The 25,436-nt window shown below is 37.2% G+C and carries 19 protein-coding genes; 4 read left to right on the top strand and 15 right to left on the bottom strand.

Annotated features, from left to right (window positions below; translation table 11 throughout):
• Positions 1-14 precede the first annotated feature (14 nt).
• From Q0940_RS12190 to Q0940_RS12170, 5 genes are all read right to left on the bottom strand, one after another.
• On the bottom strand, positions 15-1,949 hold the full coding sequence (locus Q0940_RS12190) for an EAL domain-containing protein (protein ID WP_299268899.1): 1,935 nt from the start codon (positions 1,947-1,949) through the stop codon (positions 15-17).
• A gap of 430 nt (positions 1,950-2,379) precedes the next feature.
• Positions 2,380-3,027, bottom strand: coding sequence for a hypothetical protein (locus Q0940_RS12185; protein WP_299268897.1), 648 nt, complete (start codon positions 3,025-3,027; stop codon positions 2,380-2,382).
• 12 nt (positions 3,028-3,039) lie between these two features.
• On the bottom strand, positions 3,040-3,747 hold the full coding sequence (locus Q0940_RS12180; protein ID WP_299268895.1) for a FlgO family outer membrane protein: 708 nt from the start codon (positions 3,745-3,747) through the stop codon (positions 3,040-3,042).
• Between the two features lie 16 nt (positions 3,748-3,763).
• A complete protein-coding gene (locus Q0940_RS12175) occupies positions 3,764-4,477 on the bottom strand; it encodes a FlgO family outer membrane protein (RefSeq protein ID WP_299268893.1) in 714 nt (237 codons plus the stop codon).
• Between the two features lie 9 nt (positions 4,478-4,486).
• On the bottom strand, positions 4,487-5,098 hold the full coding sequence (locus tag Q0940_RS12170; RefSeq protein WP_299268891.1) for a FlgO family outer membrane protein: 612 nt from the start codon (positions 5,096-5,098) through the stop codon (positions 4,487-4,489).
• A gap of 317 nt (positions 5,099-5,415) precedes the next feature.
• Here Q0940_RS12170 and Q0940_RS12165 point away from each other — a divergent pair, with 317 nt between their 5' ends.
• Positions 5,416-8,730 (top strand): MHYT domain-containing protein, encoded by a 3,315-nt coding sequence (locus Q0940_RS12165; protein WP_299268889.1) that lies wholly within the window; start codon positions 5,416-5,418, stop codon positions 8,728-8,730.
• A 10-nt stretch (positions 8,731-8,740) separates the two neighbouring features.
• On the top strand, positions 8,741-9,727 hold the full coding sequence (locus tag Q0940_RS12160; protein ID WP_299268887.1) for an HD domain-containing phosphohydrolase: 987 nt from the start codon (positions 8,741-8,743) through the stop codon (positions 9,725-9,727).
• 167 nt (positions 9,728-9,894) lie between these two features.
• Here the strand turns inward: Q0940_RS12160 and Q0940_RS12155 are convergent, their stop codons facing one another.
• The 5 genes from Q0940_RS12155 to rppH all read right to left on the bottom strand — a co-directional run bounded on the left by Q0940_RS12155 (position 9,895) and on the right by rppH (position 15,502).
• On the bottom strand, positions 9,895-10,746 hold the full coding sequence (locus tag Q0940_RS12155) for a thymidylate synthase (RefSeq protein ID WP_299268885.1): 852 nt from the start codon (positions 10,744-10,746) through the stop codon (positions 9,895-9,897).
• A 44-nt stretch (positions 10,747-10,790) separates the two neighbouring features.
• Entirely contained in the window at positions 10,791-11,594 is an 804-nt protein-coding gene (gene lgt / locus Q0940_RS12150) for a prolipoprotein diacylglyceryl transferase (RefSeq protein ID WP_299268883.1), read from the bottom strand.
• Between the two features lie 111 nt (positions 11,595-11,705).
• Positions 11,706-12,509: a sulfite exporter TauE/SafE family protein gene (locus tag Q0940_RS12145; protein WP_299268881.1), complete on the bottom strand. Its 804-nt coding sequence runs from the start codon at positions 12,507-12,509 to the stop codon at positions 11,706-11,708.
• A 64-nt stretch (positions 12,510-12,573) separates the two neighbouring features.
• Positions 12,574-14,856, bottom strand: coding sequence for a phosphoenolpyruvate--protein phosphotransferase (gene ptsP, locus Q0940_RS12140; protein WP_299268879.1), 2,283 nt, complete (start codon positions 14,854-14,856; stop codon positions 12,574-12,576).
• Positions 14,857-14,908: 52 nt separating this feature from the next.
• Entirely contained in the window at positions 14,909-15,502 is a 594-nt protein-coding gene (gene rppH / locus Q0940_RS12135) for an RNA pyrophosphohydrolase (protein ID WP_299268877.1), read from the bottom strand.
• Positions 15,503-15,646: 144 nt separating this feature from the next.
• Between rppH and mutH the strand changes: the two genes are divergently transcribed.
• Both mutH and Q0940_RS12125 read left to right on the top strand, forming a co-directional pair.
• Positions 15,647-16,339 (top strand): DNA mismatch repair endonuclease MutH, encoded by a 693-nt coding sequence (gene mutH, locus Q0940_RS12130; protein ID WP_299268875.1) that lies wholly within the window; start codon positions 15,647-15,649, stop codon positions 16,337-16,339.
• A gap of 83 nt (positions 16,340-16,422) precedes the next feature.
• Positions 16,423-16,992 carry a DUF1415 domain-containing protein gene (locus Q0940_RS12125; protein ID WP_299268873.1) on the top strand — a complete coding sequence of 190 codons (570 nt, stop codon included), beginning with the start codon at positions 16,423-16,425 and terminating at the stop codon, positions 16,990-16,992.
• Between the two features lie 81 nt (positions 16,993-17,073).
• On the opposite strand, the gene Q0940_RS12120 is transcribed toward Q0940_RS12125, so the two are convergent.
• From Q0940_RS12120 to rnhB, 5 genes are all read right to left on the bottom strand, one after another.
• Positions 17,074-17,853, bottom strand: a complete 780-nt coding sequence (locus Q0940_RS12120) for a hypothetical protein (RefSeq protein WP_299268871.1) — start codon at positions 17,851-17,853, stop codon at positions 17,074-17,076.
• A 477-nt stretch (positions 17,854-18,330) separates the two neighbouring features.
• Positions 18,331-19,746 (bottom strand): tRNA lysidine(34) synthetase TilS, encoded by a 1,416-nt coding sequence (gene tilS, locus Q0940_RS12115; RefSeq protein WP_299268869.1) that lies wholly within the window; start codon positions 19,744-19,746, stop codon positions 18,331-18,333.
• A 422-nt stretch (positions 19,747-20,168) separates the two neighbouring features.
• A complete protein-coding gene (gene accA, locus Q0940_RS12110; protein ID WP_299268867.1) occupies positions 20,169-21,125 on the bottom strand; it encodes an acetyl-CoA carboxylase carboxyl transferase subunit alpha in 957 nt (318 codons plus the stop codon).
• 62 nt (positions 21,126-21,187) lie between these two features.
• Complete coding sequence (gene dnaE / locus Q0940_RS12105) at positions 21,188-24,697, bottom strand: DNA polymerase III subunit alpha (protein ID WP_299268865.1); 3,510 nt, start codon at positions 24,695-24,697, stop codon at positions 21,188-21,190.
• Between the two features lie 133 nt (positions 24,698-24,830).
• A complete protein-coding gene (rnhB, locus tag Q0940_RS12100; RefSeq protein ID WP_299268863.1) occupies positions 24,831-25,436 on the bottom strand; it encodes a ribonuclease HII in 606 nt (201 codons plus the stop codon).

Below are 25,436 nucleotides of genomic sequence, written 5' to 3'. Positions count from 1 at the left end.
AACGATAATACATATTAGTATTCGTTAACCTCAATCTTTTTACTTAAAAAATTTGAGATATTTGCCACTTCCATCGGTTTAGAAAAATAATATCCTTGAAGAAAATGTACGCCTAGCGAGGAAAGCTCCTTGGCCTGTTCTTCAGTTTCAACGCCTTCAGCTACAACTAAAAAGTCTAACGATGAAGCTATATTCATAATTGCAGAAATAATGGCATAACCATTACTATTCATTTTATTGACAAATGAGCGGTCAATTTTCACTATATTTACCGCTAAGTCCTGCATTACTGATAAAGAAGAATAGCCAGTACCAAAGTCATCTATTGACACTTTAATCCCTCTAGCCTGTAAACTCTTAATTTGATGTGATAAAAAGCCAGTATCTGACTCAAAAACAGATTCAGTTATTTCTATGTGTAATAACTCAGCAGGCAAACCACTGTTTGAAAGTGCGTCGTCTACTACATCAATAAAGCATTCATCGTTTAATTGGATCACAGAAACATTAACACAGACGGATATGCCCAGTTCGACATCCCACGAGCTAGCTTCTAAACAAGCATTTTTTAACACCCAGGCACCTATTTGGTGAATTAAACCATATTGCTCTGCAATAGGTATAAACACATCTGGAGGAATATTTTCATCATCAAATTGCCAACGAAGAAGCGCTTCAAAAGAGACAAGTTGATGGTTTATCGATAATACTAAAGGCTGGAAAACCAATCTAAGTTGTTGCTTTTCAATTGCTTTAGTAAGTCCGTCTTTCATTCTTAATTCATGAAAATATAGTTTTTCCATTTGTTCAGAGAAGACACCGACCGATGAAGGGGCTTGTTTTTTCTGATAGTACATAGCCATATCTGCAGATTGAATAAGATGGTCTTCTGTTACAGCATGTTCGGGATATAACGCAATGCCTATCGTAGCGCCCACAGACAATACACTATTTTCAGTATTATGCGGCTCACTGAGTCTAGCTATTAGCTGAACAGACTTTCCAATAGCTTCAACCTTCCCTGTATTCTCAAGTGCGATAAGAAACTCGTCCCCGCCCCATCGGCATAGTAGTTGGGTATCGAGTTCACTTTGTTTTAAACGTTCAGCTGTTTTTCTTAAAATTTGATCGCCAGCTTGATGACCAATTGAATCATTTATCTTTTTAAAGCCGTCCAAGTCTATAAATAACAGAGCAAAGGTTTTATCTGTATTGCTAATAACGGACTTTAAGTGATTTAAGAAGGCGGTTCGATTATACAAACCAGTTAGAGGATCTAAGTTTGAAAGCTCGTAAATTTTACGAGTACGTTGTTCGACTTTCTCTTCCATACGATGCAGTAACACCGTGTTTTCATTTCTTAAATATAAGGTATGAAGGGTAAATTCAGCTGATTTTTTTGAAATAATAAGCATCACGATACTAAAAGCAAAACCCAATATACCAAGTAACTTCAGTGAATATTCACCTGAAGCTAATAAACCGATTGAACCGGGAGCCAGTAAAATAAAAGCATAAAACATAGCGGTAGGTTTATGAGCTGCCAACACAGTAGCTGAGCCTCCCGCCATAGCTGCAACAACAATGATAGTCGTGGTCAATTCTATGCCGTTGTTATATATCGTCAAATAAACTAAATAGACAGACCACAAAACTGCAGTTGGGTTCGCACCAGCAATAAAACGGTTAACCGCGTGTTTGCCATCGAACTTAGTATTTTGCAGTTTAACTTTCCACCAAATAACATCTATTCCTCTGATCACTAACAAAAAGGTCATTACTAGCCACCATATTTGTTTGAATGAATCAGTAAGGGGATCGTGAAATGCAAATGCCAAAAAACTAGAGGCTAATATGCTGATCAGAATGCCAGATACAGCATTACCATATAACAATATGGCAGCATCACGTTGCATATACTTATTTAGCTCTGGAGCACTACCAATCAAGAAACACCTCTAATCTTATTAACTTATCTACTAAGGATATATCAAATGACTAAATTCACCATTTTGAAAGCAGGTTAATTATGTTTTACAGCTCAACCGAATAAAAAACAAGCAAGTTTGACAAAAAGCTCAATTAATCAACTTAATTCGTTTATTTAAAAATCAAAATGAACGTTAAATAGTCATTTAAATGGAATAATAACGGATTAGTTATTTTACAAATTAACAACGACTTACTAGGTAAAAAATTGCCAAGTATACTGATATAAGTTGCCGGATTTGGATTTGGATTTGGATTTGGATTTGGATTTGGATGAGATTGTAATAATGAATTTAGATAGTAATTAAAGAATTTGTAGCAGTTAAAATAAATATAAGCGTTTTAAAGGCCTTAGAATTCATCAGTAAAACTCTAGGACCTTTATGTTCATTAGTTAAGTTGCATTTCTGGTTTTTCTTCATCGCTTTCAATATCATTGCTGACTTCTATACCGTCAACAAAGTCCTTGAAAAAATAATCAGATATATAGATTTGCTTAACCGCTCTAATTTTATTTGAATCTAGGTACTTCAAAGTTGATAGCAAAATAACTTTATCGTTAATTGAAGTCACAGTAATGTCTAATACACATTCATTACCGTTTAGCTTACCTCTAGGGTTTCTATCGTTGAATACGTCAAAACCAAATCTTTTTAGCGTTAGTTCAAAGCCAGACTCTATTAAAATTTCACTTTCACGAGTTTTATAACTTTCGTCAACATTAAATAAAACAGGTCTGATAATAATAGGTGAATCAATTAATCTCTCATCTAAGTTAGAGATTAAGTCCATTACCACATACTCTACTTGAGAGTTTAATAGGGTTAATTGATCTTCAGAGTTATTAGACTTAATCGTGTCGTAATTTACTTGTTGATAAGCATCGTAGTCATTAATAATAGTCTTTTTCAAATGCATCTGATTTGAAATAACAGGTAACATTGACGTAGATTTAACCCCTGTAGGTTCTTCGTGTTTTGAACTACAGCCAAAAAATATTACAGAACTGGTTAGCAGAAGAAATTTTATTTTATTCACGATTTACGACTCCTAGTTAGCTGATTCAGCTTTACTGGTATCAAACGGCACTATGCTGTCTAAAATGAAATACGGTACGAGTTTTTTTGCAGAGGAAACAACTTTCTTAGATTCAATGTCAACAATACGAGCATTAATCCAAATCCCCTGTTTATTGTAAATTAGAGTACCAACTAGCACATACTGCATCACACCATTTAAGGTTAACTTTGTGTTGTCTCGAGAGAATATAAAGTCGCCTCTGCCCTTCACTTCTACACTATCTTGAACTTTATAATCAACAACCATTATGCCATTACGTTGTAATTCAAATATAAACTCTTCGGCTAAAATAGCACCTAACATATTTATAGAAGACAAGTTTGTTGAAAACTCAACAAATGGGGTAATTCCAACAGAAGTCTCAGTAACAGGAACTAACATATTTTGCAGTAAATCTGTCGCTATTTGCTCAACGTACTCACCAAGCATTACACTATTTGAACTAGCTTCTAAGGTATGGGAATTCATTAAATCAGTATCAATATTTGACCCTGAATCATTCATAGTTTTAGGTACAATCACGCCACAAGTAACAACCATGCCACTTTGAGAAACGCAGATATTATCGTTAGAGTTGAGCGCTCGTCCTGACATATTAGAACTCATACTACAAGCTGTTAAAGTACTAACTAAAAACAATTGCAATACATGTCGTTTTCTTAATTTTAAAAGTACCATAGTGTACGCCCTACAATTAATTCGAAGTTAACGGGATACCGTCATTTATACTGCCAGATATTAATGAATTGATCACACTAGCTGGGATAAACCCTTGCGCTGATGCGACCACAGCCTTTGAGTCAATACCAACAATTCGAGCATTAACCATATATCCAGCTAAATGTCTTACTAATGTTCCAGCAACAACGTAACGTATTGGTAAGTCGCTATTTAACTCTAGAAAGTCTCGGCTTAAGACAAAGTCGCCGCTTTGAGAAACTCGAATATAATCCGTTGTTTTAAAATCAAGTACTGGAATACCAAACTTATGAACTTCATGAATAAAGCTTTCAGATAGTTGTTTACCAACTAAATCTGAGTTCTCAAACGAACCATCCAAAAATACAAAATTAGTAACCGCAACAGGAGTAGAGGCATTTACATATTGTAAGTTACCTACCAACTCTTGCATTAAACCTCGAACATAATAGTTAACATCTTTAATACTTTGAGATCTATTACCTCGACGTTGGTATGCATTACCCATGTTTGATAATAATTTATTACGATAACTATCTTGGAAGTTAACCGCTGAATTCGAGTTTTGACCTTGAGAATTCATTCTATTAGCCGACCCGTTATTTACAGATTGGGGATCGACGGCCGAGTTGTTAGCCTCTTCTGATCCCATTGTCATGCATCCAGACAATATTGTAGAAAATAACAATGGTATTAATAACTTATTCATGACTTGCTCCTAGTATTCGCTACGATGTAATTGCTGATTTCTCATTGAGATTTTTGAATGATTCCACATACTATTAATGGGAATGTAATCCGTTGCGGCAGCGACTACTTTTTTGTTAGAAACGTTAATTAAACGAACATTTACAATCAAACTACTTTCTCGCTGTATATATGTTCCGGTTAACATAAAATCTGCATTGACCAGTGAATCCAACTCATCTGCATCTCTTGATAACATAACGTCCGAATTAGATTTTATTTTGATTTTTGATAAAGCTTTATACTCAACAACATATAACCCTGCTTGAGTTAGTAAAGTCGATAAGCTTTCTTGAATTTGTATACCGTACGACGTCAACTTATCACTATCATTAACCACTAAAGTTTCAGCGGGTAAAAATGTACCGACAATAATTGGCCTAGAAGTATCAAACATATTCGTTGTGTCAAATAATTGTCTAGCTAATTTTTCAACGTAATAATGCAGATTGCCTTCTGACACAGGAGACTTAAAGCTCAATGCTTCTTTATCTACAGGCCTTTGGCTCTCAGGTGTTGGTTCAGTAAAGCTCGAGCATCCAGTTAAAGCTAGCAATAAAAGTAATAATAATATTCGGTTCATAGGTTGTTCACTCTATTCATTCATAGCTCAATAAAAGCAATTAATGTGCCACGAAATATGTAGATTTACGGTAATAACTTCAGCATTAAAAATTATATTACTTATAAATGGCTCTTTGTTTTAAATGTATAAGCAAGGATTAAACCATATTAAATTTAATTAACAGGATAATTAGCTTATTTAAGCTATGCTTAGCAGTCGCATCAGATTTGCTTTATGCTTTATTTTCAGAGCAACATAATAAAATAGCGCAAGAATGATTGTTCTATATAAAAACCAAGCTATTTAAAAATCGTTCATTCAACTAAGAGTTATATATGTTTAATTGGGTTACTTCTTTATTTTCTATTTCCCCTGATAGTATTCTTATCTATGGAAGTTATGATTCTGGTATGGTGCTTTTATCATTGTTCATTGCCACTTTGGCTTCCTTTATGGGATTACAATTAGCAACCAATAATAATGAACACATATCAATTGCTCGACGACGTATAACTTTGTTTGGTGGTAGCACAGCCTTAGGTGGCGGAATATGGTCTATGCACTTTATAGGTATGCTGGCGTTTGATTTATGTACTGTCGTTGATTATAACTTTGCATTAACTCTACTTTCCATATTACCTGGAGTGGGTGCATCTTCTGTTGCACTTGACCACCTTCAAAAACATAAAAAAGGAATAAAACCGCTCATTATTGCGGGTGTATTAATGGGCACAGGTATTGGCGCTATGCATTACACCGGAATGGCGTCAATGCAGATGGCTCCCCTACTCCGTTACGATTTATCTATTTTTATTCTATCTATAATCATAGCTATTACTTTTGCCATACTTTCATTATGGGTGCGAACTGGTTTATTAAGGAAATGGAAAAATAAAGACCTGCAAGCCAACCTTATTGCAAGCCTTGTTATGGGGCTTGCTATTGCAAGCACGCATTATACAGGTATGGCAGCGGCACGCTTTGTAAAACCACCGGGGTTAGAATTAAGTAAACAAACCAATGAAATATCATTTTATTTAGCCGTTATTGTATCGGTAACGTCTATCGTCATTATTTCATTAATTTTAGGTATAAACTTAATTTATCGGTATAGAGAAATATCACGTCAAGCCAGTGTAAGTGAGCACCGCTTAAGAGCTATGATGAATACTGCAGTAGATGCCATTATTAGTATTAATAGCAAAGGAATAATTGAAAGTGCCAACCAAGCGACTTATTCATTACTAGGTTGGTTACCCGATGAGATCATCGGGCAAAATGTAAAAATGCTAATGCCTAATCCACATTATGACTCCCACGACAATTATTTAGATAACTATTTATCTACAGGCAATGCAAAAATTATTGGCGCAAGTAGAGAAGTTCAAGCCCTACACAAAGATGGAAGCTTAATCGATATTCGTCTTGCCATCGGCCATGTAAAGCTTGCCAATGATAATTACTTTGTTGGGTTTATGTCTGACATTCGCCAGCGTATTCAAATGGAACATGCCTTAAAAGAAAATGAGGCCAAATTTAGATCTTTGATCAGTAATATTCCTGGCATAGCTTATCGCTGTTTAGATCAAAAAGGCTGGCCTTTATTATTTATCAGTGATGCCGTTGAAGGAATAACAGGCTATCCAGCCTCCGACTTTATAACTCCAAATAATAAACGTAACTTTTCAGACTTATTCCATCCAGATGATAAAGAAAGTATTGAATCCAATCCAATCATCGACAACATGTTTAGCTTAGAGTATCGCATTATCACCAAAAATAATGATATCCGCTGGGTTATGGAGTTTGGCAATTATATAAAAGACGAAGACACAGGAGAGATTTGGCTAGACGGTTTTATTATGGATATCACTGAGCGCCGCAATATGGAGTTACAATTAAGACAAGCAAAAGAAGTAGCTGAACAAGCCGCTGAAGCAAGGGCTGCATTTATGGCAAACATGAGTCACGAGATTCGTACGCCAATGAATGCGATTATAGGCTTCAGTGATATTTTATTAGAGACCGACTTAGAGCCAGAACAAGTTCGTCATATGACAACAATTAACAACTCGTCTAAATCATTATTACATTTGCTCAACGACATATTAGATACAGCCAAATTAGATAAAGGTAAATTAGATTTAGAAGTTAGAGTTTTTTCATTGATAGAAGAAGTTGACGCAGTTATTTCAACTCTTTGGCTACAAGCTCGTAATAAAAACTTGGAACTTAATACAAATATTTCACACAAACTAGAAGGTTACTATTTAGGTAGCCCAGAGCGTATTCGCCAAGTACTAACCAACTTAATCGGTAACGCAATTAAATTTACCGCCGAAGGACAAGTGATCATTACCGTTTCCCCTATTGACGATCAAAACGTCAGATTTGAAGTTGAAGACTCAGGTATCGGCATGGATGAACAACAATTATCTTCAGTGTTTGAAGCATTTACACAAGCTGATGCCTCCATGAGTCGACGATTCGGAGGTACAGGATTAGGCACAACTATCAGCAAGCAATTAGTTGAGCTTATGGGAGGTGAAATAAGAGCAGAAAGCCAGCTTAATGTTGGTAGTAAGTTTTCATTCGACATACCTTTACCCGCAACAACTAAAAGTATTGAAGTACAAACAATTGAGCGAATAAAACTACCACCACTAAAAGTGTTAGTCGTTGATGATATTCAGCAAAATATTGACCTATTAACAGTATTATTAGAACGAGATGGTCATAAGGTCGTTACCGCAAGAGATGGTAAACAAGCACTTATTAGAATGAGTGATTGTGATGGTATTGATTTAGTCTTAATGGATATTCAAATGCCAGTCTTAGACGGACTTAATGCAACTAAACAAAGAAGGCTATACGAGCAAGAGAATAACTTACCAGCAATACCTGTTATTGCACTAACCGCAAGTGTGCTGTTAGATGATAAATTAGCTGCTGAAAATGCAGGAATGCAAGGCTTTGCAAATAAACCGATTGATTTTGTGTTACTCAGTAATGAAATGGCAAAAGTACTTAACATTGATATTGAGCCAATTATCGTAACGCCTAGAGCCAAGAAAAATAATTTATTGTTTGACGAAGGTAAAGGCACAGCTTTATGGGGAAGTAGCAACGAGTATTACCAACAAATGTATAACTTTATGAATAGTCAGACAAACGAAATGGCCTTACTGAATGAAAACATAAAAAACAAAAAGTGGCCTGAAGTATTAGTAATAGCTCATACATATAAAGGCCTGGCTGGAAACTTAGCATTAACCCAATTACACAAATTATTTACACAGCTCGAGTCCGCTGTGAAAGACGAGTCTGACCAATCTGAGTCTATCTTTGAAAAAATTGATGTCATATTTAAACAATTAGATAAAAAAACAAGGCAGTGGAAAAGTGAGCAAGCTACACAAACCACAGTTACCGATATTGATGTAGAAAAATTAATTGCTCTTCTATTAATACTAGATAAAAAAGCTCAAGACAATGAAGTAGAAGAAAAACTATTAACTCAATTATTAGAATTTAAGGATTCTAAATATTCGGTGAACATAAACAAAATCTTTAATGCATTTAATGACTTTGAATTTGAATGTGCTTCTAAGCATATATCAGAGTTAAAACAGCACCTAGAAAGTTATTAGGGGGAATATAATGAGAAAAAAACAACCAACTGTTTTAATTGTTGATGACGAACCCACTAATTTACGGGTTTTAAAACAAGTATTACAACAACAATATAGATTGGTTTTCGCTAAAAGTGGTATGGAAGCACTGCGTTTAGCAAAAGAGAAACTACCAGATCTGATATTGTTAGACATTATGATGCCAGACATCACAGGGCTTGAAGTTTGTAAACGATTAAAAGCGGAAACCATTACCAAAAAGATTCCAGTGATTTTTGTTACTGCATTAAATGATCATACCGATGAAGCTCAAGGGCTTGAACTAGGCGCCGTCGATTACATAACTAAACCGATCTCCGCTGCAGTTGTCAAAGTAAGAGTCGAGACTCATTTATCACTTGTGCAAGCAGATGAATTAAGACGTACACGTTTGCAAGTTATTCAACGTTTAGGTCATGCCGCTGAATATAAAGATAATGAAACAGGCATGCATGTTATGCGTATGAGCCATTACTCTCAGATCATTGCTCTCGCTTATGGCTTTACTGAACAAAGTGCAGATGATCTATTACACGCAGCGCCTATGCATGACTTAGGAAAAATAGGAATTCCTGACAGCATAATGCAAAAACCAGGAAAGCTAACAGAGCAAGAGTTTGATGTTATGAAAACACATCCAGAAATTGGCGCTCATATCTTAGGTGATGATGACTCAGAGCTGATCAGTCTTGCAAAAGTGGTTGCGCTTACTCATCACGAAAAGTGGGATGGCTCAGGTTATCCAAACGGATTAGCGGGTAACAATATTCCGATTGAAGGCCGAATTGTCGCAATAGCCGATGTATTTGACGCATTAACCAGTGTTCGTCCATATAAAGGTGCCTGGCCAGTAGAAAAAGCTATGGACTTTATTGAACAACAAAGTGGTAAACACTTTGACCCTGAGTTAGTTGTTTTATTTAAACAAGAACTTGAAAAAATATTAACCATAAAACGACGCTGGAAAGATGAATAACCACTCAGCTCAGGCTGAACTTAAATTCAACTACCACTCGATACAAAAAGCAGAGGCACATTTTAAAGTGACTCTGCTTTTTATTTAACTTTTTATTTAACTTTTTATTTAGTTATGATTTAAACATAAAGCGTTATTCACGCTTTTTAAAAAAATCTAGCTATAAACTAAACCGAAAATGGATACGCAATTGGTGGGTGGCATTCATAACCTTCTACTTCAAAGTCATCCATAGTTACCCATGTTTCTAAGTCTTCTAACGACTTAATCTTTGGATTAATGATTAACTTTGGTGAGGCAAAAGGTTTACGTTTTAATTGTTCATCACGCATTAACTCAAGCTGATCTTCATAAATGTGAGCGTTTACTATTTTGTGATACGCCTTCCCTGCTTTGTTACCTGTAATTTGAGCAACTAATGCTAACAAAACAAACACTTGAACCTGATTAAAATTAAGCCCTAGCGGTACGTCACAAGAACGTTGGTAACTAGTTAAGTACAAAGTGTCACCTAACAAAGAAAACGTGTGTGTGTGCATACATGGACGTAAGCAGCCCATGTGGAATTCGCCAGGGTTATAAAACGATAAGATTTCCCCACGGTCATCAATACCGTTAGAAAGATCATCAACCAGCTTTTTAAGTTGGTCAACAAAACCACCATCTGGTTTTGCCCAGCTACGACCTTGTACGCCATAAACGCGTCCCATATCGTCTTCACCTTTACGGTGAGGATTGTTTAGCCATGCATCATTGTCGTTAGCATTAGCATTCCATGTATTACAACCAATAGAACGGAAATCTGCGGCATTATCGTAACCGCGGATATAACCAAGTAATTCGGCAATAGCGGCTTTCCAATAACTCTTACGCGTGGTGATCATCGGAAATTCGTTATCACCAACGTTATAGTTTAACTCAGCATTAATAACCGTTAAACAACGTTTACCCGTGCGTTTGTTTTCTATCCAAGTGCCTTCGTCAACAATGCGTTGGCATAATTCTAAATACTGTTTCATTTGTCTAATTCCTGCATTCGAGTTTCGAAACTCGCAACTAAATACTATTGTGCTTTTTTGCTATCTAACTTAAACGCAATCGCCATAACAATTGCACCGGCAAATACCATAGGTAATGATAACCACTGTCCCATCGACATACCTAAAGTTAATAAACCTAAATGGTCGTCTGGCTGACGGAAGTACTCAACAATAAAGCGGAAACAACCATAACCTAATAAGAACAGTCCACCAGCAGAGCCAACAGCTCGTTTAGAGCGGGTATACCAAAATACAATAATGAAGAGAACAATGCCTTCTAACACAAACTCATACAGTTGTGACGGGTGACGCGGTAACGGACCTGCGCCAGGGAATACAATCCCCCAAGGAACATCCGTGGTTCGGCCCCATAGCTCGCCGTTTAAAAAATTACCAAAACGTCCAGCACCTAATCCAATAGGCACTAATGGCGCAACAAAGTCACCAATTTGAAATAAGGTTAGTTTGGTTTTTCTAGCAAACACGATCAATACAAATATGACCCCTAACAAACCGCCATGGAATGACATGCCACCTTGTTGAATTTGGAACAGATACAGCGGATCTTGAAGAAACAGCTCAAATTGATAAAAGAATACATAACCAATACGGCCACCCAATACTGCGCCCATAAATCCATAAAAGATTAGATCGCTAACTTGCTGTTTAGTAAATGGAGAACGGTTAGCTTTCACTTCACGCATTGCTAAGAAATAGGCAAAACCTAATCCAATTAAATACATCAAACCATACCAACGGATTGCCACTGGCCCTAACGACACAATAATAGGGTCAATTGCTGGGAAAATAATAGGATCTGCTAACACGAATACAACCTCAACTTTATTTTTATAAACTATTTAGTTTTAATTAATTTTACTTAAACACGACTGTTTTACAGTTAAATGAATCTTTTAAACTATTCGACCAAACTATACTTAGGCTAACTGATCAAATAATAACTTAGTGGCGACCACCATCATAAAGATGGCAAATACTCTTTTTAACTGAACTTGATTTAACTTATGCCCTACTTTTACACCCAAAGGAGCCGTAAAGTAAGAGAACAACATAATAACTAACGCGGTTGGCCAATGTACATAACCGGCGAACTGAACACTATCAGTCCAGCCATGACCACTAATGAAATAACTAATTGAGCCAAAAATAGCCACTATCATTCCACATGCCGCAGCCGCACCTATCGACTTTCTAATATTTACGCCAACAACGGTTAGGTAAGGAACTAATATCGCACCGCCTCCTAAACCAGCAATTGCAGCTAAAAATCCAGTAAACAAACCACCGAAAGCCAATACTTTATTAGACGGTAACTTATCAACGTCTGGATTATTTTTTCTGCCAGTTGCTATCTGAATAGACAAAACAAATAATAAAATAGCAAACACGCTGGTTAACAAAGAACTGCCCATCCAAATCGCGACATAAGGTGCCACAACCGAACTAATTGCCACTGCAACAGCAATTGGTAATGTTATTTCTTTATGAAGATTGCCTCTTTTATAATGACTTTTGGCGGATGAAAATGCCGTAATAACAATCGTCATTAATGAGGTAGCAACCGCAATAATAGCAACATTATCTGAATTAACTTGGGGTAATAATGGTAGTAAATACAATAAAGCAGGTACTAAGACAATCCCACCACCGATACCTAATAATCCAGACAAAAACCCTGCAATTATGCCAAGTATTGGGGCTATATATAATATTTCTAACAAAACGTTTACTGCCTATTTTGAGTGTATGTACATGTACTTATAACAAGTACTTTTTACGATAAGCTTATTTCCCAGCTCGTAATATACTGGCAGCACCAATATTCAACATATATCGATTCACTTTAAACTTGATTTGATCTGGACGAGTACAATTTAAAACGTCATTGGCTAATTCAGTTAATTTTTCTGAATTGGTTTTTTTCAATACCCATTTAACTCGTAATAAGTTTTTGGTATTCATACTTAATTGAGTAAATCCCATACCTGCTAGCAACATAGCGCCGCCGGGATCTCCGGCTAATTCACCACAAACACTACATGGAATACCAATTTCTTTAGTAACATCCGCGATCATTTTAATCGCATTTAATACGGTTGGATGAAATGCGTCATATAAATTAGCCACTTTATCGTTATTTCTATCCACAGCTAGTAGATACTGAGTTAAGTCATTAGTTCCAATTGAACAAAAATCAACTTTACCTTTAAGATGTCTTAACTGAAATAGCATAGATGGTACTTCTAACATCACACCAAATTTTGGTTTTGGTACAACAGCCGCCGCATCAGCTTCTTTTAATTCGTCTTGCACTTCAGCATAAGCTTGGTTAAACAAGCGTCTTGCTTCATCAATTTCACCAATGTCAGATATCATAGGTAACATGATATGCAAATTATCGGTAAACACATTAGCTTTGATCATTGCACGAATTTGCACTAAAAATATTTCAGGATGATCCAGCGTTAATCTAATTCCACGCCAGCCTAAAAATGGATTATCTTCAATAATAGGAAAATAAGGTAATTGTTTATCGCCACCAACATCTAACGTACGCATAACAACAGGTTTGCCAGTAAAATCGCCTAATACTTGTTGATATAATTGCTGTTGTTCAAGCTCTGACGGGAAACGTTGACGCATCATAAATGGGTATTCAGTACGATATAACCCAATACCTTCTATATGTTCTTGCTCAGCAAACTCGCCATCAAACCCCATTCCTGAGTTGATAGATAAATAAATACGCTTGCCGTCGGCGGTTTGTACTATTTCGTCCGACTCAAGTTTTAACTGATTAGCAAACTCTAAATCTTCCGACTCTAAATTTTTATACTCTTCAACTATCGCTTCGGCAGGAGAGGTAAATACTTGTCCGTTATAACCATCAACTATGATGTCTACACCATCGAGTTGCAATAACGGAACATCTCGTAATCCCATAACCGCAGGAATACCCAATGCTCTTGCCATGATGGCAGCATGAGAGTTTTCCGCACCTTTAATGGAAACGATACCTTTAATTTGATCTCTTGGCACTTCCGCCAACATGGAAGCTGTAACTTCCTCCGCAATAATAATCGCGGCTTGTGGAATAACTTTATCTTGAGATGACGCGTTAGTTAAATGCTTTAATAGACGTCGGCCTAGATCTTTAACATCAACAGCACGTTCCCTAATATAAGGGTCTTCCATCTTTTCAAATTCTGATACGTAACGTTCAACCACAATTTTAAGTGATGAAACGGCACACCAATTTATATCAATTTTTTCTACAATCTCATTACCTAAACTAGCGTTTTCTAGTAATTGTAAATAAATATCAAATATCGCCAATGCTTGTGCAGGTAAATGCGCTGACATACGTTCAGCCATTAATTTAATGTCAGCACGAGTTGCTTCGACTGCATTAAAGTAACGAGTTTTTTGAAATTCTGGATTTAATACTTTACGTAAAGAAACATCTGACAAATCAATTTCAGTTTGAACAAGATAAGAATGCCCAATACCAACACCTGAAGATGCAGAAACACCTTTTAAGACTAAAGAGTTATTCTCATGCTCAACATAGGTTGACTCTGATTTCATCCTAAGACTAACGTTGGCAATTGACGATGCTAATTGAGCACTTAAAGTAACAAGAAATGCTTCTTCATCTTGGTCAAACAAACGAGCTTGTGATTGCTGAATAGTGATAACACCCAAGACTTGGCGTCTGTGGATAATTGGCACACCTAGAAAAGCAGTGAATTCATCTTCTTGTACATCTGGGAAGTTTTTAAATCTAGGATGGCGTTTAGCATTATAGATTTTGATTGGCTCTTCACGTTGTGCAACCCAACCGGTTAAGCCTTCATCGAAACCCATTTGGGTTAAACCAATGGCCTTTCGGTTTAATCCATCGGTGGCTTGCAAACGTAATACCGTTTGTTCGGCTTCCGCCAAATAAATAGAACAACAATCGGAGTTTAAAGCACGTTTTATATCAGTGACTAAAGAAGCTAAAGCCATCTCTAAAGATGGCTCCTGTACAAATGAATGAGTAATACTTCTTAAATCATTTAACATAATTTGTTATCAACCCCCTAGAAGTTCAAAGCCATTAATTAATCAGGCAAAACTATCCACGTTGTTTATTTTGATTATTCCTATTATAGGTCGACTTATTACCACGACGTTTATGACGATGGCTTGTCGGCTTATTACCGCCAGAGTCACCTTTGCCAGAATTTGATTTAACAAATGGCATAACAACGCTAACAAATTCATTCATTGCTCTGCGGTAAACATCACGTTTAAACGACACGACGTTTCTAATTGGGTACCAATAGCTTACCCATCTCCAATCATCAAATTCAGGATGAGAGGTTTTTAATAAATCTACATCGGATTCTTTGCAACGAAGTCGTAGTAAAAACCATTTCTGTTTTTGACCAATACACACCGGCATACTTTCACGACGGATAAGTCGTTTAGGCAACCTGTATCTTAGCCAGTTTTTACTAACAGCAAGGATTTCAACATCATCCTGCTTTAACCCGACTTCTTCTTCTAACTCTCGGTACATGGTTTGTTCAGGCGTTTCACCTTCATCAATCCCACCTTGAGGATACTGCCAAGAATGTTGGCCGTATCTACGAGCCCAAAAAACTTGACCTTTATGGTTGCAAATCACGATGCCTACGTTGGGACGAAACCCTTCAGCATCAATCACAGTGTCACCTGTTGTTATTCTTTTCTATATACACTGATTCTTCCACAAAGGAGCCATTAGAGCAAACCAAAATTTAACTGGTATCCAGTTAAAGTTAATTAGATAATCCCTTGTCGCATAATAATTGGTTTACTTGGTTAATTAATGAACTTTTCTCCACCACCAAAAACAATTGAAGAGCTCCAGCAAAGAATAGACTTAATCGCAGGGTTAACTTTAGGTGATCTTGCTCAAGAGCTAAATGTCGTGGTTCCCGAGAATCTACAAGTAGAAAAAGGTTGGCCGGGACAATTACTGGAAGCCTATTTAGGCGCAAGTGCCGGCAACTTGCCGGAACCTGATTTTCAGCTACTTGGTGTTGAATTAAAAACCTTACCAATTAGTCGTGAAGGAAAGCCATTGGAAACCACCTTTGTTTCTGTGGCCCAATTAACGCAATCAATAACTCAATCAAAACCAGTAACATGGCGCGAGTCATCCATTTATAAAAAACTACGCCATGTTTTATGGGTACCTATTATTGCAGAACGTGACATTCCCGTTCCTTTAAGACAAATAGCCACTCCGTTTTTATGGCAGATGGATGAACAGCAAGAAACAACCTTGCAAACAGACTGGGAAGAGTTAATGGAACTTATTACCTTTGGTCATCACGACAAAATCAACGCCACTCATGGAGAAGCCTTACAATTAAGACCAAAAGCAGCAGACAGCTCAGTAAGAACTCAAGCGTTTAATCAAAACGGCCAACCAATCCAAGCGCCACCAAAAGGCTTTTATTTAAGAACTAGCTTCACCAAGCAAATCTTAAACAAACAGTTCCAGTTAAATTTGTGACATTAAACACCAGCATAAAAAGCCCAATAAAATTAAGAAAACAAAAATAGAAAATTAAGAACATAAAAAGGCTAAACACAGTTATGAGCAAGACGGCACAAGTAGAATCTCAAGTTTGGCAATGGTTAGACAAAGCCGTTATTGGTTTAAACCTGTGCCCTTTTGCCAAAAAGCCACGCGCAAACAATCAAATAAAGTTAGTCATCTCTCAAGCAGATAACAGTAACGACTTAACAAACGATTTACTCGCTGAACTTGATTTTTTAACCAACACACCAGCAGAACAAGCCGACACTACCGTCATCGTAATCCCAAACTTTTTAGCAGACTTTACCGACTACTTACACGTGTTAGATGTCGCCGACATGTTAATAGATCAAATGGGCTACCGCGGCATATTCCAACTAGCCAGCTTCCATCCAAACTACCAGTTTGACGGCACAGAAGCGAACGACGCAGAGAACCTAACTAACACAGCCCCCTTCCCTATGCTGCATCTCATAAGAGAAGACAGCATGGAAAAAGTATTATCAAAATACCCAGATCCAGAGTCTATTCCAGTGAATAACATCAAGACGGTTCAGTCATTGAGTGAAGAGGAAATGGAGGAGATTTATGGGTTTAAGAGCGAGAAAAGCAGCCGTAAGATATAAGGCTTTAAGGCTTTAAGGCTTTAAGGCTTTAAGGCTTTAAGGAAAGTATTCTTCTTTACGAAGCTCATAAAATACCTTGCTTCAAATTTTATTGGCTTCCGCCGCAGAATATTCCAAGCGACTGTAACAGTGCTGTTTTAATATTGGTTGTAAATACTTTAACTTCATGACGAACCAAGTCACATCGTGTACGTACCGGAGGTACACAAAATCATGACACCCTAAATCTTGAAGCTCTTTGGCAATACTTGTAACTAGGTTTATCTCATTAACTACATTATTAATATGTTTTGATAGTTCATCGTACAACCCTGTTTTTTGGACTTTATATGCTTTCGAATCAGGTGTACATTTATCTTTGAAGTCTAACAATAAATCGCCAACTTGGATGATGCTCAATGTATCTAATTTTTCTTTGAACTCCTTAAACTCTGGCTCAAGAAGTACAAACGTACTAAGCGGGAGGTTAATTTCTACCTTTTCCCTTATTTGAGTAATATGAGTATCTAAACGCTCTGTTGCTATAGGGATTAACACATTACGTTGTTGAATTAACAAGTTTTCTCTATGGATATCCTTAGTGTCATTTAATGCCTGTGTACTAGCCTTGAGTTCTCTACTCTGGTATTTCAATGATGATGCTAATAGTAATATTGTAAAAAACGATAATATAGGATTAAGTATCCCACCAAAAAAATCTCCCACAGCTCCCCAAACACTTGAATCAAGTACAAAGTTTAGGTGTAATCTAGGTATAAAATAAAAGGCAGCTAACACGGCAATTGATATGACAGCAATTAAAGGTGTGAATCTTACTACACTGTCAAAATTTCTCTTGGACTGTTCTTGATTTTCTATCATAGCTATCCCTTACTTAGAAGTCCTGTAATTATATATACTTGTATCAAAATAACGCACAGATACACTCTAATTTGCACAAACATATTAGTCAATCAACTGTTCGCGAACCATAACGTTCGCTTTGTTTTTGCTTTTGCTTTTGCTTTTGCTTTTGCTTTTGCTTTTGCTTTTGCTTTTGCTTTTAAGTCTCCATCACAAAATCACTTCGTTAAATATTATTTTTTATAAAATTCGAAGCATGGATGCTGAGAAAGGGCTTTTTCAGGGACGAAAGTTAAGCCCGTTTTTATAAACAAAAATAACTATTTAATGAAGTATTGGATTTTGTTTGGAAGCGGCGCTCTGTTTCATTATAAAGTGCAGGTTACGTTTTTTGGCTGTTGAAAAAAGGTAACTCGCCGTCAGGCGAAACCAGATCTATCAATTATCACAATGGAAAACAGTATACCTTTCAAATTAAAAAATAAACCAACACCTTTATTTCAATTCAATTTTAATTGAACCGACAATCTCCGCAAAAGCTGCAGAAACCTCCGCAAAAGCTGCAGAAACCTCCGCAAAAGCAGCAGAAACAGCAATATCCGCCACGGCCACCAATTCACCATTAATATAAACAAGTGGAATGTGCTCTCGCCACCATGTTGGGCAGCCTATTTCTTTTAAGTATTTATTTAACTTTTTATGGCCTGAGTTTTTATTAGGCTGAAACATTTCGGTAAATCGTGCCCATTTAATAACAACCGTATGTTCAGCAGCAACGTCTACTTTTATCTCTTTATAAAGCATATTCTCTGGTAATACGCTCCACTTTCCATTGCTAACCATTAATTCAACTGAGCTTAAATCTCTTGCGTCATTAATAACGTCGCTGACCAAGTACAAATGGTTTTTATGGGTTTTTAAAAAGCTATTTGCTACTTTTAAGTGAATATTAGTATCTGGATTAAAGTGGCTAATTTGCTGCAACAATTCATTTAAAACAGTTAGCGCTGGATAAATATTAATTTGTTTATAAATAAACATACGCACAATGGCTTTCTGCTTAGCTAAAGACAAGTCCGTTAACTTATTAATATCTAATACTGAGTGCTGAGCAAAGCCTTTATCTAAACAAGCTAAGTAATCTTGTTCAACGTATTCATTAAGTAAATCAGAGTCTTGTTGTAATAGCTCAGTAGCGGTATTAATTGACTTTCCTGCTAACGGCCAGCGTTTAAACAGTGCAGGTAAAATAGATAACCGCACGTAGTTGCGGTCAAACTTTTCATCTGTGTTTGAGTCGTCTTCGACCCAAGTTAAGCTGTTTGCGTTGGCAAATTCGATAATCCTTTGCTTTGGTATTGTTAATAACGGTCTGGCTATTTTAAGTTGCTTTTGTCTGCCTGATGCATGGGGAAATGCACTTATTTCACGCATTGAGGCAAGCCCAGTTAAACCTGATCCACGCATTAAGCGTAATAAAAAGGTTTCCATTTGGTCTGACTGGTGATGACCAGTAAATAAGATTGAATTAGGCGCTAATGAATCAGCAATGGCTTGGTATCTAGCATCACGCGCTTGTTGCTCTAACGAGGTTCTGGATTGCGCTTGAATGCTTACCTGCTTAACTATTAACTTAATATCTAACTGAGCACACAACGTTTGTAATGTATCTTGCCACTGCTCTGCATATTGGCTTAAACCGTGATTAACATGAACGGCACTAAAGTTAATATTGGTGTTGTCACGTAACTGTAAAAACAAATGCAATAGCGCAATAGAGTCCACACCACCACTTAGTCCAACAACTAACTCACCAGCTAGTGTATCTTTTTCAAGAGCCTGCCCCAAGCTTTGCTGTTTTATAAAGTGCTGTTCTACAAAAGAGTGTAAGTGCTGCCAAGTTAAACGCATTGTTTATATTTGCCTGTAACGCTTGTAGTAAAAAGCTTATGTTAAAAAACTTATCTCAAAAACAAAAAAGCCATCTAATACCAATTGAGTTAATGAATTAGTTATTCAGCGAGAATTAAAAGGTTCATAGGTGAGGCATTGATTGAAGAGAATGGTTGTTCCCTTGTTGAAATCAATAACAAAGCATATGAGCCTTTTAAACTCGCCCTTCGGGAGCTTGTTAGAGGCGCGATAATTGCGCAAAATTTACTTGATGTAGAATAACTATATCGACACAAATTTTGCTTATTCTCACACCTCTAACATAGCTCTGAACTAATCAATTCATTAACTCAATTGGTATAAATGATGGCTTTTATCAATACTACTAGTATCGCAAAGATTTGTTTTTAAGGCTACTTTATAAAAAAGAGCCTATGGGTTTATAAATACCCGTAGCCCATTAAACGTTCATAACGTTGGTCTAATAACTCTTCTGTAGACAAGGCTTTTAAATCAGCTAAGTCTTCTTTAAGGCGTTGTTTAAGATTAGCAGCCATTAGCTCCATATCTCTGTGAGCGCCACCAAGAGGTTCATCAACTAAGTTATCAACTAAACCTAATGTTTTAATTTTTTGCGCAGTAATGCCCATAGCTTCTGCCGCTAATGGTGCTTTTTCAGCTGATTTCCATAAAATTGATGCACAACCTTCTGGAGAGATAACCGAGTAAGTACTGTATTGCAACATGTTAACTCTGTCGCCAACACCAATAGCTAGTGCGCCACCAGAACCACCTTCACCAATAACAGTACAAATAACTGGTACTTTTAAACCTGACATTACTTTTAAGTTACGCGCTATTGCTTCACTTTGGCCGCGTTCTTCTGCGCCAATACCAGGATAAGCCCCCGGAGTATCAATAAAAGTAATGATTGGCATATTAAAACGTTCTGCCATTTCCATTAAGCGTAACGCTTTACGGTAGCCTTCAGGTTTTGGCATACCAAAGTTGCGTTTAATTTTTTCAGCCGTATCACGGCCTTTTTGCTGACCTATGATCATTACTGGTTCGTCGTCCAAACGAGCAATACCACCAACAATAGCTAAGTCGTTAGCGTAAGTTCTATCACCTGCCAATTCATCAAACTCAGTAAAGATACGTTCAATGTAATCTTTAGTATAAGGACGTAAAGGATGACGAGCAATTTGTGCTACTTGCCAAGCGCCTAGGTCGCCAAAGATTTTTTTGGTCAGTTCATGGTTCTTTTTCTTTAAGTTTGAAATTTCATCTTCCAAACCTAAGTCTAATTCGCCACTACGGTTAACTTTCATCAGCTCATTTATTTTTGCTTCTAATTCAGCAATTGGCTGTTCAAATTCAAGATAATTAAGACTCATACTTCCACCGACTTAAAGATAATATTTAATACTAGTTGTAATATCGTTGACATAACAACCCATTAGAATTCTAGATTAGGATCAATTTCCAAGGCTTCCTTAATATCAACAAAAAGTTGATCATCAGGATTAACTCGCCAACTGGTTCCTAGTTCAATCTCTGCGATTGCCAGTTCATTTGCGTAACTTATACGAACTGGAGTTGTGCCATCTTTATAAGGTAACAACAGCCTTTTTAATTGTTGCTGAATTTTATTACCTTTTTCCACACTGTTAACATTCAAGTTAATACAATTAACGTATTTTTCTCTTGCTTGAGTTAACGACATAACATCGCGAGCAGTCATTGTATTGCCGTCACTGAAATTATCAAAGCTGACCTGTCCAGAAACGACGATTATTTTTCCATCTTGCAGCTGATCTTGATACATATCATACTGTTCTGGGAAGAATCTCAAGTCTAATCTGCCGCTTTTATCGTCAATTTTAACTAATGCCCATTGACGATTCTTTTTATTTACCAACACTCTAACATCTATTACCAGTCCAACAACAATAACTGACTGATCGCGACGTGTTGGCGTTACTTCCGCGAGTTTTATCTTAGTATAATGACGTAATTCTTTACGATATTCATTAATTGGATGGCCTGTTAAAAATAAACCTAAGGTTTCTTTTTCGCCTTGTAACCATTTTTTATCTGGCCATAAAGTCGCTGGTTTAAATTTTTGTTGTACGTCGGCGTCATCGGTCGCTAATAAACCAAATAAATCGGATTGGCCTAAATCTATATTTTTAGCTTCTTGGTTAGCAGCTTTTAACGCATCTTCCAAGGTTGCCATAATAATCGCACGTTGTTCTTGTTTATGTGGAGCTGGACCAATTTGGTCAAGTGCGCCAGCTAAAACAAGTTTTTCCATTACGCGTTTATTTAGCTTTTTAATATCAACACGAGCACAGAAGTCGAATAAGTCTTTAAACTTACCGCCCTTTTCTCTTGCTTCTAAAATAGCTTCAACCGGAGCTTCACCCACACCTTTAATTGCACCAATGCCGTAAATAATATGTTCTTGTTCATTTACTGTGAACTTGTATGAGCCAGAGTTAACATCTGGTGGCTCAATCACTAGTTTCATGCGGTCGCATTCGTCAACTAAGGTAACAATTTTGTCAGTGTTATCCATATCCGCAGACATAACCGCAGCCATAAACTCAGACGGGAAATGGGTTTTCATCCATAACGTCTGGTAAGACACTAATGCATAAGCGGCTGAGTGAGATTTATTAAAACCGTAGCCCGCAAATTTTTCCACCAGATCAAATATCTTGGTGGCTAGCTCCGGATCAATATTGTTATTTTTAGCACCTTCAGCAAACGTTGCACGCTGCTTTTCCATTTCTTCAGGTTTTTTCTTACCCATAGCACGACGTAACATGTCGGCGCCACCAAGTGAGTAACCTGACATTTCCTGTGCTATCTGCATTACTTGTTCTTGATAAACAATAATGCCGTAGGTTGGTTCTAGTACTTCTTTAAGGCATTCGTGCTGGTATTCGTGATCTGGGTAAGCAACTTCTTCTTCACCTTTTTTACGCAAGATAAAGTTATCTACCATGCCTGAGTCCAAAGGACCCGGACGGAATAAGGCAACGAGTGCGATTATTTCTTCAAAGTTATCAGGCTCTAATCGTTTGATTAGGCTTTTCATACCGGACGATTCTAGCTGGAATACCGCCGTTGTTTCGGCATTTTTCAACATTCTAAAACAAGCTGGGTCGGCAACATCTATTGATGCTATATCAATAGGCGGTTTGCCCGCTTTCGCTAACTTTGCATCGGCCATTTCTATGGCCCACTGCAAGATAGTTAAAGTACGTAATCCCAAGAAATCGAATTTAACTAACCCTGCTGTTTCAACGTCATTTTTATCAAACTGAGTAACTGGGTTATTACCTTCGTCGTCACAATACAAAGGCGCAAAGTCGGTAATTTTAGTTGGAGCGATTACAACACCACCGGCGTGTTTACCGGCATTGGAGGTTACACCTTCCAACTTACGCGCCATATCAATTAGCTCTTTTACATCAGAGTCGCTGTTATAAAGCTCAGTTAGTTGAGGTTCAACTTCAAAGGCTTTTTTTAAGTCAGTTCCGGGTACCGTTGGAATTAATTTTGAAATACGGTCCACAAAACCATAAGGATGACCAAGTACACGACCTACGCCTAATATAACGGCTTTAGCTGCTAATGTACCAAAGGTGATAATTTGCGATACCGCATCACGGCCATACAGTTCTGCTACGTGGTCGATTACTTCTTCACGGCGTTCCATGCAGAAGTCGATATCGAAATCCGGCATAGATACACGTTCTGGATTCAAGAATCGTTCGAATAGAAGTGCAAACTCAAGTGGATCCAAATCTGTGATCTTTAATACATAAGCTACCAATGAACCAGCACCAGACCCACGACCGGGACCAACTGGAATATTGTTGTCTTTACTCCACTGGATAAACTCGGCAACAATTAGGAAGTAACCGGGGAATCCCATTTCGTTGATCACGCCAAGTTCAATCTCTAATCGTTCATCGTATTCAACACGCTTAGTTTTACGATCTTCTTGATCTGGGAATAAAAAGACTAAACGCTCTTCTAACCCTTCTCTGGAGATTTTTATTAAGAAGTCTGCTTCAGACATGCCATCGGTAGGACAAGCTGGTAGGAAGTACTCACCAAGCTTAACCGTGACATTACAACGTTTGGCAATCTCTACTGAATTTTGTAGTGCAGAGGGAATGTCAGCAAATAGCTCACACATTTCTTCTTCTGTTCGTAAATATTGTTGTGAGCTGTAATCCTTTGGTCTTTTCTTATCTTCTAAGGTGTATTTTTGATGGATACAGACACGAATTTCATGGGCGTCAAAATCGTCTGGCGACATAAATACCACGTGGTTTGTGGCAACAATTGGAAAGCCAGTTTGCTCAGCAAAGTCTAATACTTGATCATTATAAAGTCGTTCTTCAGGACGACCGGTACGATTCACTTCAATAAAAAAGTGATCTTGGAAATGAGTTTGATAAGGCTCAATAATTTCTTGTAATAACTTAGGATTGTTTTTGGCTAAACCAAAAGCGATATCGCCTTGGTCTGCACCAGATAAGATGATCACACCTTCTTTGTGCTCAATTAACCAATCTTTTTCAATAATCGCTTTACCGCGCACTGAGCCTTTTAAATAGGCATTTGAGATAAGGTCGGTAATGTTTTTATAACCAGCATTATTTTTAGCCAGTAAAGTTAATCTAAATAATGGTTCATCGTCTTTTCGTTGAACCCAAACATCCACACCAATAATTGGCTTAATACCTAAACCATGCGCACCTTGGTAAAATTTAACCAAGCCACATAAATTCATTTGGTCGGTTAATGCAATTGCAGGCATGTTTAAATCTGCGGCTTTAGCTAAGATTTTTTTAACCTTAGTAACGCCGTCCATCATAGAGTAATCGCTGTGTACTCTAAGATGTATAAATTTAGGATCTTTGCTGGGTGCTTTAGTTTCTGACATATTTATTAATAGTTATCACTGTTATTGGTCACAATTCAGTGACTTTATTACTTAATTTAGCTGCTGTTCTAAGTACTATTTAGACTCTGTCAGCTGATATTAACGGCGCTGATATTGTAATAGCACGGACTAATTATTCTAAACCAAGTGCTTTTCTCACTGGTTTAAACGATTGTCTATGTTGCGGTGTAGGGCCGTATTTAGCAAGCATTTCAAAATGTAATTTTGTTGGATAACCTTTATGCTTAGCAAAACCAAATTCAGGGTAAACTAAATCGAGCTCTTTCATTTCGTTATCTCTGTGCACTTTGGCGATAATAGACGCTGCACTAATTTCAGCAACTCGTAAGTCGCCTTTAACTAATGCTTCAGACGGCATAGGCAATTCTGGGCAACGATTTCCGTCTATTAATACAAACTCAGGCTGAATTGACAAACGAGCCACAGCACGAGTCATGGCCAACATAGTTGCGTGTAATATATTTAGTTCATCAACTTCGTGCGCATCGGCTCTTGCTAGTGACCAAGCTAGAGCTTTTTCTTTTATCTCTATAGATAAAGATTCACGCTTTTTTTCCGTTAACTTTTTAGAATCGGTTAATCCTTCAATAGGATTATTTGGGTCTAATATCACAGCGGCGGTAACCACGGCCCCAACTAATGGACCTCGACCTACTTCATCAACACCTGCAATTAATTGGTAGTCTGGATAAATATATTCAGGGAAAGTTTTATCCAT

Origin of the sequence: uncultured Psychrosphaera sp. (genome assembly GCF_947500655.1) — a bacterium.
Lineage (GTDB): Bacteria > Pseudomonadota > Gammaproteobacteria > Enterobacterales > Alteromonadaceae > Psychrosphaera.
This window is presented reverse-complemented; position numbering and strand designations above follow the sequence as displayed.